This window comes from Sphingomonas sp. Leaf33, assembly GCF_001421785.1.
In the GTDB taxonomy this organism is placed as follows: Bacteria; Pseudomonadota; Alphaproteobacteria; order Sphingomonadales; family Sphingomonadaceae; genus Sphingomonas.
On record NZ_LMLB01000014.1, the window covers coordinates 1 to 201 of the forward strand.

Below are 201 nucleotides of genomic sequence, written 5' to 3' on the forward strand. Positions count from 1 at the left end.
GAACCCGTCGCGGCGCGCCTTGGCGCCCGGCGGGTAGTTGCTGGATGCGATGAGGCAGGCATCGCACTGGTCGCGCCCGCGGTTCACCACGTCGCAGAAGCGGCCGGAATGATCGAGCAGGAGCCCGCGCTCGCAGATGAGGTGGTGGTCGTGGAGGTGGTAGACCACCGGCACGCCGCAGGCTGGCCTGCCCCCATTCAG